The organism is Thiohalocapsa sp. ML1, assembly GCF_001469165.1.
In the GTDB taxonomy this organism is placed as follows: Bacteria; Pseudomonadota; Gammaproteobacteria; order Chromatiales; family Chromatiaceae; genus Thiohalocapsa.
Window position 1 is genome coordinate 92335 of the sequence record NZ_JABX01000009.1, and the last position, 14218, is coordinate 106552.

Genomic DNA, 14218 nt, shown 5'->3' on the forward strand with positions numbered 1-14218 from the left:
TCGATAGCGATGAGCACGACTTGTCGAACGGCACCTGAGCGAAGGGCGAAGGGAGCACTCCTCGGCCCTCGGCCCTCGGCCCTTCATGTCGCTACGTCTTCCTCCAAATCAGCGTGCGATTGTTGACAGGCATCGCGATGTCGTCTTCAAGGGCGAGCCCCGCGGCGTCGGCGACGCGGGTCAGGTCGTTGAGGTCGCGCACGCCGGAGTGCGGATCGCGTAGCCGGAGCGCGTGGTCGAAGTCCGCGTTGCTCTGGCTCGTGTGACGGCCGCCGTAGCTGAACGGGCCGTAGAGCGCGAAGGGTGCGCCCGCCGGCAGCAGTGCGCCGACGCCCGCGAACATGCGCTCCACCTGCGGCCAGGACATGATGTGTGCGGTGTTCGCGCTGTAGGCGGCGTCGAAGGGCAGCGCCGGTTCGATGGCCGGCCAGGCGCCGTCGACGTCGAGCGCCAGCGCCGGCGGCAGGTTTGCCAGGGCGGCCTCGGTGATCCAGCCGTTGATGCCGGGCAGGTACGCCGGCACGTCGCTGCACTGCCAGACGAGGTGCCGCAGTGCAGGTGCGAAATGCACCGCGTGCTGACCGGTGCCGCTGCCGATCTCCAGCACGTGGCGGCGCTGCGCGAGCAACGGCGCGAGCACTGCAAGGATCGGTGCTTTGTTCTCCTCGCAGGCGGGGGAGAACGGCTTGTCCACTTGGGCGAATGACATCGGCTCTGGCTGCGAGAATAGCGACAAAGGCCGTCATTTTGCGCATCGGTGCGGTATTTCAACGCCTGACCGGGAGCCGCCGCACGATGGCGGCGCTGCGGATGCCGATGGGATTCCGCTATCATCGGGGGCGAAGCCACATTTCAGAGCTGCACTTTAGAGCCGCCCTTACGCGCCCGAAGCCCGCCCCCGAAGCCCGCCCCCGAAGCCGTCGTCGCCATGTATCCACTCGCCACCGCCTTGCTCACCGCGGCCGCGCTGCTGCCCATCGGCTGCGCGGGGCCGGACCGGGGCGCCGTCGAGCCGCCGCCGGGGCCGCAGATGGCCGCCGTTACCGCCCAAGCGGGTGCCGCTTCGGGCGCGGGCGCGGACCTCGGCATTGATCTGCGCCAGCCGCCGCGCTCGCGCTCCGCCGAGGAGCCGGTCACCGACTTGCCCGATGCGGGCGAGCAGCCCGGCCCGGACCCCGGCACGGCGCTGCCGGATGGGGACCCCGTGGTGCGCCAGGCGGTCGCCGAGCGCTGTGCGGACCGCCCGGCCAGCATCACCGAGGAATCGCTGCTGCGTAGCCTGGTGGTGGACCTGAACACCCAAGGTGTGCCGCCCGCCTTGGCCGCGGATGCGCTCATTATCGGCCGCTGCGGTGACCTGGCGGACATCGTCACGGAGGTCGTCGCGCGGGGCGGCGCGGACGCGGCGGTGCCGGTCATTGAGCGCGCCGTCGCCCTCACCGGCGGCGCCGCTGCGCCGGTGGTGGAGCGAGCCGCCGCGGCGGGCCTGCTGCTCGCCGGGCGGGAGCGCGTCAATTGGTCGGCGAGCGCGCCGTCGCCCCTCGCCGGTGCCGATGGCGACTACGCCATGCTGTATTTCCCGCTCGGCGGCGATGCCGCGGCCGGCGAGACCGGGCCGATGAGCCTCGCGCAGCTCTTCGGCCACGGTGAGCCGGGCTATGGCATCTACACCTACATCGTCTACGGCGGGGACGCCGGGGCGGCGGGCGAGCGGCTCGCCGCCTATCGCGAGCTGTTGCGCGTCATCGAGACCTACGTCCTCGTGGCGGGCGCCGGCAATCTGCAAGCGGACCCGAGCGCGCACACTTTCCTTGTTCCTGTGTACGCCGGTCGCGACGGCGCCCCGCTGGAGGAGCGCACCGGCCCGGAGCTGTCCGCGGCGATGCGCGACGAGCTCGCGAGCCATCTGCGTCGGGGCGGGCAGCCGGCGCTTGCGGCGCGGCTCGCGACCTCGCCCGGGCCCTTCCTCGTCTCCAGCCTGGAGCCCAGGCTCGTGCCCGGCAGCGCACAGGCGCCGCGGATGATCGTGGACCTGAGCGGCGTCGGCCCCGAGTACATGTACAGCGTCGTAGACGCCTATGACCAGCAGATTCCGCCCGATCTGTCGGGGCGCGTCGACAGCCTGCTCGCGGTGCGCGAGCGGCTCATCGGCATGTTCCCCGATGGCGTGCTCGATGCCAATGCGTCATCGCCGGCGGCCGGCGACTGGGTGTTCCTGCTCGGCCGGCGCACGACGGCCCAGATCCGCGCCGCGACCGGCGGTGCGCTCGCCATGACGGATCAGCGCCGCTGAGCGGCAGGGGCAACGCATGCTCGGACCACGCATCGGTGGCATCTTCAAGTTCCTGATCGGCATCCTGCTGCTGCAGGTGGCCACGGCGCTGTTGACCTACACGGCGCTGATGACGGACCTCAAGCAGACCGCCTATCTGTTCGCCGCCCTGGGCGCGACGCTGGGCGTGATGGTGGCGCTGTGGTTCGACTCCGTGATCGGCAGCGTCAAGGAGCACGCCATGGCGCGGCAGCAGAAGCGCCACTCCCGCGAGCGCGAGAAGATCCGCATGCAGGCCGAAAAGGACAAGCTCAAGCTCGCCAAGCAGCGCCGGCGGAGCTCCGGCGGCGCGACGCTGAAGACCGGGCTCGCCGTCGGCGGCACCGTCGGCGTCGGTGTGGCCCTGATGCTCGCGCAGCTCATGACGCTCGGGCTGCTGACCATCTCCGCCGCCGGCGGCGCGGCGCTCGGCTACGGCATCCGGTCGCGGCAGGAAAAGATGATTCGCGCCCGCGAGCAGAAACAAGCCGAGAAGCTCCTCTTCGCCGAGCAGGATCTGCCGCTTCTCACCGCAGACAGCGAGCCCCAGCCCGACAAGCGCCGGCCGCGCAAGCTGCCGGTGGAGTAGGGCGGGTTGGCGGCTTCCCAGCGGGGGCGTCGCGTTTTTCGCCGCGAGCGCAGGCCGGTGGGGCTGAGCTTCGTGAAGAGTCAAAAATAACCGGTTCACCCGTCGCAGCGGAACCCAAGTTGGGCGATCGCTATCGCTGTCGACGGTGAGCGACATCGCACGACACAAGGGTTTAGCACTTCGGTGCCGCTTGAGCCAAATGCGGCTAGGGGTAAGATTTCGATTTCGATTTCGATCCCGACGAACGGCCGGCGGAACGTCAGTCTCGGAGCTGAGTTCACCACCCTCGAAAGTACCAGCCGTTGTCCCATTCCGGCAGCTCAGTGGCCGGCGGCGACTGCTTTGGCCAGTCCGGCGGGGCTGCCGGCTTGGCGTCGGGCATGGCCGGCGCGGGCTGTGCGGTGCCGGGAGGGGGCGGCCAGGGCGTGACCCAGGGGCCCATGTTCATGAACAGGCGCCGTTCTTCCGCCATCATTTCGCGCCGGTCCCGCAGGTCCCGCAGCTCCTGCCGGCGGCGCTCGATGGTCTGTTCCAGTGCCTCGTGCCGGGCGCTGCCGACGGGGTCCATGGCGCGGCGCCGAGCCTGATGCTCGACCCGGCGGTGCTCCTGCAATGCGCGGCGCTGCGCACGCACGGCGTCCAGCCAGCGGGGGTATGGGTCCTGCGCTGCGTCACCGGGTGCGATCCAAGGCTCGGCGTCGCCCCGCTCTGCGTTCCCGGCGGCGCCGGCAGTTGCCGCCATGGCCGGGTTGCGGCCTGGACCCGTCGGCTCCGCGCTGGCCGGCGACACGACACCGAGCCATGCCGCAACCGCCGCCGCGAGGCAGCACGATGCGAGGCGCAGGCCCCGAGCGGAGTCGGGAACGGCACCGATTGTCGATCGGTACGCTGAGGCTATTCGACTCATAACGCCCTGGGGCCCTGGCTGAGCGACTACTGGCTTGCTTTTAGGACAGCGCGCGGGGCGCGTCAATGGACCGCCGCTGGACGCCGCGGTTCTGCTCGGGAAAGATCGGATGGCTGCAATGGCATGGCCTCATGAGGGTTCCAGCGGCGGGCCGGGGGTGGTGGGTCAGCGGGTTGCACTGGCCGGCGTTTCCAACCGCTCGTGAATCTGCTGGCGCAGGCAGGTGAGCACGGTCTCGCAGGTGATGGGCGCGGCGTCCTGGGTGGAGATGAAGAAGACGTCGTCCACCTCCGCGCCGATGGTGGCGATCTTGGCGCTCTGCAGGCGAATGTCGCAGGCCTCGAAGACGGCGCCGATCTCGGCCAAGAGACCCGGGCGGTCGAGTGTCGTCAGCCGCATCATGGTGCGCCGGTTGCGGGGGTCCTCGGCGAAGCTGACCCGCGTCTCCACCGGGAAGTGCCGATGCTGGCGCGGCAGGCGGCGGTTCACCACCGGTTGCTCGTCGTCGCGGCGGCGCAGCGTCACGAGTAGGAGCTCGCGCAGCTCGTCTGTTTCTTCGCCCTGGTCGATGGGCCGATGATCGGGCCCGAGCACCTGGAAGGCGTTGACCGCATAGCCGTCGTCGGTGGTGGTGATGCGGGCGTCCATGATGCTGAGCGCGCGCTGATCGAGCAGCGCCGTGATGCGCACGAACAGGTTCTTCTCGTCGCGCGTGAACAGGAACACCTCGGTGCAGCCGCGCGACACCACCGGGCGGATTAGCACCAGCGGCAGCCCCTCCGGCCCGGCGGCGAGGATCTGCTGCGTCTGCCAGGCGATTTCCTCCGGCGAGCTCGGCGTGAAGAAGTCCATGCCGAACCGGCTCCAGAGGTCGCGGCAGGCGTCGGCGTCGATGCGCTCGAAGGCGAGCAGGCGCATGGCCTCGCGCTGCTTCTGCTCGATCATCTCGTCCTGGGCCTGGGGGTTCTCGAGCCCGCGCGATAGTGCGCGGCGCGCGGACTGGTAGAGGTCGCGCAGCAGCGCGTTCTTCCAAGAGCTCCAGCGCTTGGGGTTCGTGGCGCGCGAGTCGGCGACGGTGAGCAGATAGAGATAATCCAGCCGGTTCGCATCCCCCACCTGCTCGGCGAAGGCCTGCACCACCACCGCGTCCGAGATGTCCTTGCGCTGGGCGGTCATGGACATCAGCAGATGATGCTCCACCAGCCAGGCGACGAGCCGGCTGTCATACTCGCTCAGGTAATGGAGCTGGCAGAAGTCCCAGGCCTCGCGGGCGCCAAGCGCGGAATGATCGCCGCCGCGGCCCTTGGCGATGTCGTGGAAGAGTCCGGCAAGGTATAGCAGCTCCAGCTTCGGAATACCTTGAGCGATGGCGCTGCAGAGCGGAAACTCGCCGTTGTGCTCCGGGATCGAGAAGCGGCGCAGGTTGCGCAACAGGCGCAGCGTGTGCTCATCCACGGTGTAGACGTGGAACAGGTCGTACTGCATGCGCCCGACGATGTTCGCGAAGGCCGGCACGTACGCGGCGAGCACGCCGTAGCTGTTCATGCGCCGCAGTGCGGCGGTGACGCCCCGCGGCTGGCGCAGGATCTCCATGAACAGGCTGCGCGCGCGCACGTCCTCGCGGAACGCGTCGTCGATGCGGTGGCGATGCTCGCGGATGAGCCGAATGGTGCTGGCGCGCACGCCCATCAGCTCCGGGTGCTGCTGCAGCAGCAGGAAGATCTCCAGCAGCGCGAACGGGGTGCGGGCGAAGACCTGCGAATGGGTCACCTCCAGGTAGCCGCTGCGCACCTGAAAGCGTTTGTTGAGCGGCTCCGGCGGGCCGATCTGGTCATGCAGCAGGATTGCCTCCTGGAATAGCTGCATCAGCATCTCGTTCAGCCGATTCAGCTCCATCACGGCGCGATAGTACTGCTGCATGAACTGCTCCACCGCCAGGTTGTCGCCCTGGTCGGTAAAGCCGAACTCGTCGGCGAGCGTGCGCTGGTAGTCAAACAGCAGGCGGTCCTCACGCCGGCCCGTGAGCCGGTGCAGTGCGAAGCGGATGCGCCAGAGCAGCGCTTGGTCGTCGCACAGCGCCAGATACTCGGTCTCGGTCAAGAAGCCCTGCTCCACGAGCTGATGCAGGGAATCGGCCCCGAAATGGCGCTTCGTGACCCAGGCGATCATCTGGATGTCGCGCAGCCCGCCCGGGTTCTCCTTGATGTTCGGCTCCAGGTTGTAGGCGGTGTCGCCGTACTTCCGGCGGCGCTTGCGCTGCTCCTCGCGCTTCGCGGCGAAGAAGGCGTCGCTCGGCCAGATGCTGTTCGGCCCCACCACCGTGCGCATGCGCTCGAAGAGCGCCGCATCGCCATCGATGAGCCGCGCCTCCAGCAGGTTGGTGACGACGGTGATGTCGTCGGCCGCCTCGCGCCGGCAGTCGTCGACGGTGCGCACGGAATGGCCGATCTCGAGGCCGATGTCCCACAGGAAGATCACCAGCGCGCCGATGGTCTCGGCGAGCGGCTTGACCGCATCGTCGGCGACCAGGATCAGCAGGTCGATGTCGGACTTGGGGTGCAGCTCCTCGCGTCCGTAACCGCCCACCGCGACGACGGCGGCGGACTCCGCAGCGGGCACGAAGCGCCGCCAGGCCGCCGCGACCAGCCGGTCGATGTCGCGGCTCCAGCCGCTGACCAGATCGGTGACGGGCTCGCCGCGGTCATAGCGCGCGAACAGCGATGTGCGGGCTGCGGCCAGCTCGGCCTTGTACGCGGCAACGGTGCCGAGCACGGAATCGGGACTGGGGCGGACCTGGGCCATGCCTGTGTCCCGGCGTGCGCCGGGCTCCGGGTCGGTAGAGGCCGATGCAGCGCTGGCGGCGGGTGCATCGAGCCCGGGAAACGCGTCGTGCCGACTCAAGCGGCTGCGGCCGCGCGCTCTTCGTCCCTGAGGGTCAGGATCTCGCAGCCGTCCGGTGTGACCAGGATCGTGTGCTCCCATTGTGCCGACAGGCTCCGGTCCTTGGTCACGACCGTCCAGCCGTCCGGCAGCAGCTTCACTTGGCGCTTGCCGGCGTTGACCATCGGCTCGATGGTGAAGCACATGCCGGCGGCGAGCGTCAGGCCCTCAGCGGGATTGCCGTAGTGCAGCACCTGCGGGTCCTCGTGGAACTCCCGGCCGATGCCGTGACCGCAGTACTCGCGCACAATGGCATAGTTGTGCCCTTCAACGAAGGTCTGGATCGCATGCCCGATGTCGCCGAGCGTCGCGCCCGGCTTGACCGCCGCGATGCCGATGTACATCGCCTCCCGGGTCACGGACACGAGCCGTTTCGCCAGCACCGAGGGCTCGCCGACGAAGAACATCTTGCTGGTGTCGCCGTGGTAGCCGTCCTTGATCACGGTAACGTCAATGTTGACGATGTCGCCCTTCTTGAGCCGCTTGTTGCCTGGAATGCCATGGCAGACCTGGTTGTTGACCGAGGTGCAGATGGAGCGCGGGAAGCCCCGGTAGTTCAGCGGGGCCGGAATCGCGTGCTGCACGTTCAGGATGTGCTCGTGGCAGATCCGGTCGAGCTCGCCGGTGGTGATGCCGGGTTCCACGTAGGCCCCGATCATCTCCAGCACCTCGGCCGCAAGCCGCCCGGCGACGCGCATCTTGGCGATCTCGTCGTCGGTCTTGATACTTACGGCCATCTTCTGTTGTGCGGCATCCACGTCTAGTGCCTCCTGGGGCCCGAGCCGGCGACGGTGCGCAGGTTTGCCCGGGAAAGACCGACCATGTTATAAAACCCGGCGAACTCGGGCAAACTTCAACCAGAAGCCGCCTCAGCCGGTGCAGGATGCTTGCAGTCGCTGCGGAAGCTTCCATCGACCGCCCTGCGGCGGCGTCGCGGTGAGCCCAGTCCAGGTGAGCCTAGGTGAGACTAGCCCGTTGTTTGTCACCAGTGTCAGAATTCGACGCCGCTCGGGCCAAAGCCCGGGGCGACGATGTGATTTCGCCGCGCTGACCAGCATCGGCCCAAGAGCGGAACGGTTTCAGTACCCCGAAGGTGCTGAGCATAGGTGCTGAGCATGGCTGGGCTGCATGCCCGGCGGGAAGCGTCGCCGTGCGGCGCTGCCCAAGAACGGTCCCGCTTGGGCGCTGCATCGCCGTCGCGATCTGCCGCAGCGGAGGCCACGACACCACACATCTGTCGACACATGCTGTCGGGTGCCCGCCGCGTCGGGTTACAGCATGGGGCAGGTGGAGGTCCAACCCAATATAGAGGAATCGACTATGAGCAACGTCTCCATGCGAGAGATGCTGCAGGCCGGTGTGCATTTCGGCCACCAGACACGTTACTGGAACCCGAAGATGGCGTCGTACATCTTCGGTCAGCGCAACAAGATCCACATCGTCAACCTGGAAAAGACCCTGCCGCTGTACCAGGAGGCGATGAGTTATCTCGGCAAGCTCGCCGCCAACGGCGGGCGCATCCTGTTCGTCGGCACCAAGCGTGCCGCCCAGGAGGCCGTCCGCGAGCAGGCCACCCGCTGCGGCATGCCCTACGTCAATCATCGCTGGCTCGGCGGCATGTTGACCAACTTCAAGACCGTGCGCCAATCGATCCAGCGATTGAAGGAGCTGGAGGGGATGTTCGAGGACGGCTCCATCGAGCGCTTCGGCAAGAAGGAGGCGCTGACGCTGAGCCGCGAGCGCGACAAGCTCGAGCGGAGCCTAGGCGGCATCAAGCACATGGAGGGCCTGCCGGACGCGATGTTCGTCATCGACGTCGGCCACGAGAAGATCGCCATCGCCGAGGCCAACAAGCTCGGCATTCCGGTGGTCGGCGTCGTCGATACCAACAACGATCCGAGCAAGGTCGACTACGTGATTCCGGGCAACGACGACGCCATCCGCGCCGTGCGGCTCTACATCGAAGGCGCCGCCGATGCGGTGCTCGATGGTCGCCAGACCGCAGCCGCGATGGCCGGCCGCCGCGACGATGCCTTCGAGCCGCCGCCCGCCGAGCCCGCGCCCGAAGCTGCCGCTGCCGAGGCGCCTGCGGCCTGAGACAGGTCTTGCCCATGACGCAGGGGCCGGCCGCGGCCGGTCCGCTGCGCCGCCTGTTCATTGAATCCCTTTCGTGTTGAGCATTTGGAGTGGGTCATGGCAATTGCAGCCAGCTTGGTTAAGGAGCTACGCGAGCGCACCGGCGCCGGCATGATGGAGTGCAAGCGCGCGCTGGAAGAGGCCGCCGGCGACATCGACGCGGCCATCGAGGCCATGCGCAAGTCCGGACAGGCGAAGGCGGCAAAGAAGGCGGGCCGCATCGCCGCCGACGGCGTCGTGGAGCTGCGCATCGCCGAGGACGGCAAGCGTGGCGTGATGGTCGAGATCAACAGCGAAACCGACTTTGTGGCGAAGGACGAGAACTTCGTCGGCTTCGCCGGCGCCGTCGGCGAGACGGCGCTCGCGAGCGGCGCAACCGCGGTCGAGGTGCTCGCCGCAACGCCGCTGGCCGGCGCTGCCGACACCACCGTGGACGGCGCCCGCGAGGCGCTGATCTCCAAGGTCGGCGAGAACGTGCAGGTGCGCCGCATCGTGCGCTTCGACAACGCCGAAGGTACGCTCCACAGCTACCGCCATGGCGTGCGCATCGGCGTCATCGTCGACTTGGTGGGCGGCGATGAGGCCCTGGGGCGCGACATCGCCATGCACATCGCGGCCACCAACCCGATGTGCATCAGCGCCGACGAGGTGCCGGCCGAGGCCATCGCCAAGGAGCGGGAGATCTTCCGCGCCCAGGCGCTCGAGAGCGGCAAGCCGGCCGAGATCGTCGACAAGATCATTGGCGGGCGCATGCGCAAGTTCACCGAGGAGGTCACGCTGCTCGGGCAGCCCTTCGTCAAGGACCCGGACGTCAGCATCGAGAAGCTGTTGCAGCAGGCCGGCGCACGGGTCGCCGCCTTCGCGCGCGTCGAGGTGGGCGAGGGTATCGAGAAGAAGACCGAGAACTTCGCCGAGGAAGTGCAGGCGCAGGCCAAGCGGACCGACGATTGACCACGGCTCGGCGCGGGCGCGGGGCCGCAAGCCGACGACGGACCGTGCCGCGGGTGGCGCGGTCCGGCTCGAGCCAACGGCTGTGGGGCGGCGCCGGGCGGCTGCCGCCCGCGTGCGTTGGATGCGCCGCCATGCCGGCAAATCACTGACGCGCCGAGCCGCCGTCGGGAACCCAACCAGGCCTGCCTCGGGTATCATCCGCAACGTGCCTGGACTCGCCACCTGCGCAGCAACCGTCGATACCGAAGCCGGGGTTCATCGCAAGCATGACCGACACAGCGCCCTCCCGTCCGCGCCGAATCCTGCTGAAGCTGAGCGGCGAGGCGCTGCTTGGCGGCGCGGAGTGCGGCATCGATGCCGACCTGCTCGCCCGGCTGGCCGAGGACATCGCCGCCTGTGCCCGCGCCGGTACCGAGCTTGCGCTGGTCATTGGCGGCGGCAACATCTTTCGCGGCGCCAAGCTCGCGGCCCGCGGCATGGATCGGGTCACCGGTGACCACATCGGCATGCTGGCGACGGTGATCAATGCCCTGGCGATGCAGGATGCGCTGGAGCGCTTGGGCCAGCCGGCGCGGGTGCTGTCTGCGCTGGCGATGAACCAGGTCTGCGAGGATTACACGCGCCGCGGCGCTCTGGCGCATTTGGCGCAGGGGCGGGTGGTGATGCTCGCGGGCGGCACCGGCAATCCCTTTTTCACCACGGATTCCGCCGCGAGCCTGCGGGCGGTGGAGGTCGGTGCCGACCTGTTGGTCAAGGCGACCATGGTGGACGGCATTTACTCCGCAGACCCGAAGCTCCATCCGGACGCGGTCTTTTACCCGCGCATCACTTATGACCGGGCGCTGCGTGAGCGCTTGGCCGTCATGGATCTCACCGCAATCGTGCTGTGCCGCGACAATGGCATTCCGCTGCGGGTCATGAGCATTTTCGAACCCGAGGCGTTGCTCCGCGTCGCTGCTGGCGAGGACATCGGCTCCCTGGTCGAGCCTGGAACCGAATCATGATCGACGACATCAAGAAAGACGCTGCCGAGCGCATGGCCAAGAGCGCCGAGGCCTTGACCCATGAGCTCGCCAAGATCCGCACCGGCCGCGCCCACCCGTCGCTGCTGGACCACCTGCGTGTCTCGTACTACGGTAGCGAGATGCCCATCAACCAAGTCGCCAGTGTCTCGGTGGAGGATGCGCGGACGCTGACCGTCACGCCGTGGGACCGCAACATGGTGCAGGCGGTCGAGAAGGCCATCATCCAGTCCGACCTGGGCGTGAATCCGAACACCGCCGGCACCGTCATCCGCGTGCCGATGCCGCCGCTGACCGAAGAGCGTCGGCGTGACCTGCAGAAGGTTGCCCGCGCCGAGGCCGAGCATGCCCGCGTCGCCGTACGCAACATCCGGCGCGATGCGAACCAGCAACTCAAGGAACTGGTCAAGGAGAAGCTCATCTCCGAGGACGACGAGCACCGGGGGGAGGAGATCGTGCAGAAGCTGACCGATCAATACGTCAAAGAGGTGGATCGGATTCTGGAGGAGAAGGAAGCCGACCTGATGTCCATCTGAGCGCCGCGCAGGAGCGGGATGCGTTGCAAGTGACCAGCCAGATCACGGGCATCAACCCCGGCGACAACCACAGACGCGTGCCCGAGCACGTTGCCATCATCATGGACGGCAACGGGCGCTGGGCGAAGCAGCGTGGCCTCCCGCGCACGGCCGGGCATCGGGCCGGCGCGAAGAGCGTGCGCGCCGTCGTCGAAGAGAGCGTTCGTCATGGCGTCGGCGTGCTGACCTTGTTCGCCTTCAGCAGCGAGAATTGGCGTCGTCCGCCGGGCGAGGTGATGGTGCTGATGGAGCTCTTCATGAGCACGCTGCAGGTCGAGGTGCAGCGCCTCGTGGAGCACGGCATCCGGCTGCGGATCATCGGCGATTTGTCCGCCTTTTCCACGCGCTTGCAGGCCCAGTTCGCGCACGCCGAGGCCCTGACCCAGGACAACGACCGCCTGGTTTTGCAGATTGCTGCCAATTACGGCGGGCGCTGGGACATCACGCAGGCGGCGCGCACCATGGCGCGGGACGTGCTGGCCGGGCGCCTCACGCCCGATGACATCAACGAGGCTGCGGTGGCCGCGCGGCTCTCATTCCCGGGCGTGCCGGACCCGGACCTCTTCATCCGCACCGGCGGCGAGAAGCGCATCAGCAACTTCCTGCTCTGGCAATCCGCGTACGCGGAGCTCTACTTCTCCGACCTGATGTGGCCCGAGTTCGATGCCGCCGCTTACGCTGCCGCACTCAACGACTTCGCCCGCCGCCAGCGCCGCTTCGGCCTGACCGGCGAGCAGGTGGCGGCCAGCGTCAGCGTCGTGGGCGGCTGAGCCGGGTGCTGAGCGAGGCATTACGCGAGCGGCTGCTGACGACAGCCTGGCTCCTGCCCGTCATCATCGGCGCGGTGCTGCTGCTGCCGACGCCGCTGTTCGCGCTGGCGATGGCCGTCATCGTGCTGCTCGCCGCGTGGGAGTGGGGTCCGCTCGTCGGCATGACGGGCGGGCGGGTGCGCTTGGCTATGATGATCACCCTCGCGCTGACGCTGGCGCTGTTGTGGGCCTTTGCGCCGGTGTCGTCGGTGCCGCTCGTGGCCGCGACGCTGTGGTGGATCGGCTTCACGCTGATGCTGCCGAAGCTGCGCCCGAGGGCCGTCGGGGGCGGCGCGGATGCTCTGCTGCTGCCGCTCGGTCTGCTGGTCCTCGCGGCGCCATGGCTCGCGCTGGTCCGGCTGCACGGCGAACCGGAGCACGGCCCGTTCCTGGTGCTCGGGCTGATGGTCATGATCTGGGCCGGCGATTCGGCGGCCTATTTTGTCGGCGGGCGCTTCGGCCGGCGCAAGCTCGCGCCGCGGCTCAGCCCCGGCAAGACCTGGGCCGGGCTCTATGCCGCGCTCGTCGCGGCGAGTACGGTGGCGCTCGTCACGGGGCTTCTGCTCGGGCTCGATGGTGCCGCGCTCGGGCAACTGACCCTGCTCGGTGCCCTGACGCTGGCGTTGTCGGTGGTCGGCGACCTGTTCGAGAGTTGGCTCAAGCGCAGGCGTGGGCTGAAGGATTCCGGGGCGCTGCTCCCCGGTCACGGTGGCATGCTGGACCGCATCGACAGCATGACCGCGGCGGCGCCGCTGTTTGCGCTTGGTTTGATCTGGTTGGGGGTGGCGACATGAAAGGCATTGCGGTGCTGGGTTCGACGGGGTCCATCGGCGTGAGCACGCTCGACGTGGTGGGCCGGCACCCGGAGCGCTTCCGCGTCGTCGCGCTGACGGCGCATCGCAACGCCGAGCGGCTCGCCGAGCAGTGCCGGCGCTTTCGGCCCGCCTACGCGGTGATGGTGGATGCCGATGCCGCGGATCGGTTGTCGCGTCTGCTTGCCGACATGCCGGATGCGCCGGAGGTGCTGCGCGGGGCGGAGGCGCTCGTCGGCGTCGCCGCGCACGAAGACGTGGACTACGTGATGGCGGCCATCGTCGGTGCGGCGGGGCTGATGTCGAGCCTTGCGGCCGCGCGCGCCGGCAAGCGGCTGATGCTCGCGAACAAAGAGGCGCTGGTCGTGGCCGGTGCGCTCTTGATCGATGCGGCCCGGGAGAACGGTGCGACGCTCCTGCCCATCGACAGCGAGCACAACGCCATCTTCCAGTGCCTGCCGCCGACCCACGAGCAGGGCCTGCCCGCGGTCGGCGTCGAGCGCATCCTGCTCACCGCATCCGGCGGCCCTTTCCGCGACGCCCCGCCGGAGACCCTGGTGAACGTGACGCCGGAGCAGGCCGTCGCGCACCCGAACTGGAGCATGGGCCGCAAGATCTCGGTGGATTCCGCGACCATGATGAACAAGGGCCTCGAGATCATCGAGGCCTGCTGGCTGTTCAACACCAGCCCCGAGCGCATCCAAGTGGTTGTGCACCGCCAGAGCGTCATTCACTCGATGGTGCAGTACACCGATGGCTCCGTGCTGGCGCAGCTCGGCAACCCCGACATGCGCACGCCCATCGCCCACGCCATGGGCTGGCCCGGGCGCATCGAGGCCGGCGTCGCACCGCTCGATCTGTTCGCGATCGCGCGGCTGGACTTCGAGCCGCCGGCACCGGAGCGCTTCCCGTGCCTGCGCCTGGCCTATCGCGCCGCCGCCGAGGGCGGCACCGCACCGGTGGTGCTGAATGCCGCGAACGAGATCGCCGTCGGCGCCTTCCTTGAGCGGCACATCGGCTTCACCGACATCGCCCGCGTCGTCGAGCAGACCATGGACCTGCTGCCGGCGGAGCCGGTGGACTTGAGCGGGCTGGATCATGTGCTCGGGGTCGATGCCGCCGCGCGGCGGACAGCGGAACAACGCGTCGCCGCACTGGTCGCATAG

The 14218-nt window shown here is 68.6% G+C and carries 13 protein-coding genes; 9 read left to right on the top strand and 4 right to left on the bottom strand.

The window, feature by feature from the left end; genetic code table 11:
• Positions 1-91 precede the first annotated feature (91 nt).
• A complete protein-coding gene (locus tag ML01_RS07720; protein ID WP_058554825.1) occupies positions 92-709 on the bottom strand; it encodes a DUF938 domain-containing protein in 618 nt (205 codons plus the stop codon).
• 219 nt (positions 710-928) lie between these two features.
• Between ML01_RS07720 and ML01_RS07725 the strand changes: the two genes are divergently transcribed.
• Both ML01_RS07725 and ML01_RS07730 read left to right on the top strand, forming a co-directional pair.
• The gene (locus ML01_RS07725; protein WP_058554826.1) at positions 929-2293 is read left to right on the top strand and encodes a hypothetical protein; all 1365 of its coding nucleotides are present in this window, start codon (positions 929-931) and stop codon (positions 2291-2293) included.
• 16 nt (positions 2294-2309) lie between these two features.
• Positions 2310-2900 carry a hypothetical protein gene (locus tag ML01_RS07730; RefSeq protein WP_058554827.1) on the top strand — a complete coding sequence of 197 codons (591 nt, stop codon included), beginning with the start codon at positions 2310-2312 and terminating at the stop codon, positions 2898-2900.
• Between the two features lie 277 nt (positions 2901-3177).
• On the opposite strand, the gene ML01_RS07735 is transcribed toward ML01_RS07730, so the two are convergent.
• From ML01_RS07735 to map, 3 genes are all read right to left on the bottom strand, one after another.
• A complete protein-coding gene (locus ML01_RS07735) occupies positions 3178-3642 on the bottom strand; it encodes a hypothetical protein (RefSeq protein WP_058554828.1) in 465 nt (154 codons plus the stop codon).
• Positions 3643-3972: 330 nt separating this feature from the next.
• Positions 3973-6609: a [protein-PII] uridylyltransferase gene (glnD, locus tag ML01_RS07740; protein WP_058554829.1), complete on the bottom strand. Its 2637-nt coding sequence runs from the start codon at positions 6607-6609 to the stop codon at positions 3973-3975.
• A 95-nt stretch (positions 6610-6704) separates the two neighbouring features.
• Complete coding sequence (gene map / locus ML01_RS07745) at positions 6705-7484, bottom strand: type I methionyl aminopeptidase (protein ID WP_058554886.1); 780 nt, start codon at positions 7482-7484, stop codon at positions 6705-6707.
• A gap of 598 nt (positions 7485-8082) precedes the next feature.
• Between map and rpsB the strand changes: the two genes are divergently transcribed.
• The 7 genes from rpsB to ispC all read left to right on the top strand — a co-directional run bounded on the left by rpsB (position 8083) and on the right by ispC (position 14218).
• Positions 8083-8844 (top strand): 30S ribosomal protein S2, encoded by a 762-nt coding sequence (gene rpsB, locus ML01_RS07750; protein WP_173865161.1) that lies wholly within the window; start codon positions 8083-8085, stop codon positions 8842-8844.
• Positions 8845-8940: 96 nt separating this feature from the next.
• A complete protein-coding gene (gene tsf, locus ML01_RS07755) occupies positions 8941-9834 on the top strand; it encodes a translation elongation factor Ts (protein WP_058554831.1) in 894 nt (297 codons plus the stop codon).
• 266 nt (positions 9835-10100) lie between these two features.
• Complete coding sequence (pyrH, locus tag ML01_RS07760) at positions 10101-10838, top strand: UMP kinase (protein WP_058554832.1); 738 nt, start codon at positions 10101-10103, stop codon at positions 10836-10838.
• Positions 10835-11392, top strand: a complete 558-nt coding sequence (gene frr, locus ML01_RS07765) for a ribosome recycling factor (protein ID WP_058554833.1) — start codon at positions 10835-10837, stop codon at positions 11390-11392. Before pyrH ends, frr begins: the two co-directional genes overlap by 4 nt.
• A gap of 41 nt (positions 11393-11433) precedes the next feature.
• Positions 11434-12201, top strand: coding sequence for a polyprenyl diphosphate synthase (gene uppS, locus ML01_RS07770; RefSeq protein ID WP_256363624.1), 768 nt, complete (start codon positions 11434-11436; stop codon positions 12199-12201).
• Between the two features lie 5 nt (positions 12202-12206).
• On the top strand, positions 12207-13034 hold the full coding sequence (locus tag ML01_RS07775; protein WP_058554834.1) for a phosphatidate cytidylyltransferase: 828 nt from the start codon (positions 12207-12209) through the stop codon (positions 13032-13034).
• Positions 13031-14218, top strand: a complete 1188-nt coding sequence (gene ispC, locus ML01_RS07780; RefSeq protein ID WP_058554835.1) for a 1-deoxy-D-xylulose-5-phosphate reductoisomerase — start codon at positions 13031-13033, stop codon at positions 14216-14218. Before ML01_RS07775 ends, ispC begins: the two co-directional genes overlap by 4 nt.

Coding starts and splice junctions, on each gene's coding strand:
- rpsB (WP_173865161.1), top strand. CDS start 8,083: ATGCGAGAGATGCTGCAGGCCGGTGTGCATTTCGGCCACCAGACACGT.
- pyrH (WP_058554832.1), top strand. CDS start 10,101: ATGACCGACACAGCGCCCTCCCGTCCGCGCCGAATCCTGCTGAAGCTG.
- ML01_RS07725 (WP_058554826.1), top strand. CDS start 929: ATGTATCCACTCGCCACCGCCTTGCTCACCGCGGCCGCGCTGCTGCCC.
- ML01_RS07735 (WP_058554828.1), bottom strand. CDS start 3,642: ATGGCGGCAACTGCCGGCGCCGCCGGGAACGCAGAGCGGGGCGACGCC.
- map (WP_058554886.1), bottom strand. CDS start 7,484: ATGGCCGTAAGTATCAAGACCGACGACGAGATCGCCAAGATGCGCGTC.
- glnD (WP_058554829.1), bottom strand. CDS start 6,609: ATGGCCCAGGTCCGCCCCAGTCCCGATTCCGTGCTCGGCACCGTTGCC.
- ML01_RS07730 (WP_058554827.1), top strand. CDS start 2,310: ATGCTCGGACCACGCATCGGTGGCATCTTCAAGTTCCTGATCGGCATC.
- frr (WP_058554833.1), top strand. CDS start 10,835: ATGATCGACGACATCAAGAAAGACGCTGCCGAGCGCATGGCCAAGAGC.
- ML01_RS07720 (WP_058554825.1), bottom strand. CDS start 709: ATGTCATTCGCCCAAGTGGACAAGCCGTTCTCCCCCGCCTGCGAGGAG.
- tsf (WP_058554831.1), top strand. CDS start 8,941: ATGGCAATTGCAGCCAGCTTGGTTAAGGAGCTACGCGAGCGCACCGGC.
- ispC (WP_058554835.1), top strand. CDS start 13,031: ATGAAAGGCATTGCGGTGCTGGGTTCGACGGGGTCCATCGGCGTGAGC.